At 67.4% G+C, this 1034-nt stretch carries 1 protein-coding gene; it reads left to right on the plus strand.

The window, feature by feature from the left end:
- Positions 1-1020, plus strand: a 1020-nt coding sequence (locus D8M36_RS09990) for a Rib/alpha-like domain-containing protein (protein ID WP_126848618.1), incomplete at its 5' end; no start/stop codon positions are given.
- Between the last annotated feature and the right edge of the window lie 14 nt (positions 1021-1034).

The raw sequence follows: 1034 nt of genomic DNA on the forward strand, positions 1-1034 counted from the left end.
CAGCCGGCCTACACCGAGGTCACCGTCACCCAGGGTGACGTTGCCGAGGTCGCAGCCCCCGTCTTCACCGACGAGGAGACCGGCGAAGAGCGCGACATGCCCGAAGGCACCACGTTCGCCCTCAAGGACGGTGACATCGAAGGTGTCTGGATCGACGAGGAAACCGGCGAAATCAAGTCGTCGGCAACCCACGCCGCACCTGCCACCAACGTGTACGAGGTCGAGGTGACCTACCCCGACGGCTCGAAGGAAACTGTCGTAGCCACGGTCAAGGTCGTCGCACCCGAACAGGCCACCCTCTACCAGCCGGTGTACGCCCCGGCCGAGGTGGAGCGCGGCCAGGTTGGCACCATCGAGGCTCCGAAGTTCACGGACGAGGAGACCGGTGAAGAGCGCGACATGCCCGAAGGCACCAAGTTCGCTCTGAACGATGGTGAGATCGAGGGCGTGACGATCGATCCGGAGACCGGCGCGATCACCGTTGAGACGACCTACGCCGCGGTCGAGAACGTCTACGAAGTTCTCGTGACCTACCCCGACGGCTCGAGCGAGGTCGTTGTTGCAACGATCAACGTGATCGACACTCCGGTCGACGAACCCGGCGAACAGCCCGGTGAAGGCACCGAGCAGCCCGGTGAAGGCACCGAAGAGCCCGGTGAAGGCACCGAAGAGCCCGGCAACGGCACCGAAGAGCCCGGCGAAGGCACCGAAGAGCCCGGCGAAGGCACCGAAGAGCCCGGCGAAGGCACCGAAGAGCCCGGCGAAGGCACCGAAGAGCCCGGCGAAGGCACCGAAGAGCCCGGCGAAGGCACGGAGGAGCCCGGTGACGACGCAGGCGAGCAGCCCGGCGATGCCGGCTCCGACCGCCCGACCAAGCCGGTCAAGGTGGTTCCCGCTAAGGGTGGCAGGCACGCCCTCCCGCGCACCGGTGCTGAGACCGGCGGCCTCCTCGCCGCTGCGGCCTCGCTCCTCGCTGGTGGTGCGGCTCTCGTGACCCGCCGCCGCAAGAACGAGCAGTGAGCTCACACCTCACC

It is taken from the genome of Dermabacter sp. HSID17554 (assembly GCF_003989295.1).
Taxonomy (GTDB): domain Bacteria; phylum Actinomycetota; class Actinomycetes; order Actinomycetales; family Dermabacteraceae; genus Dermabacter; species Dermabacter vaginalis.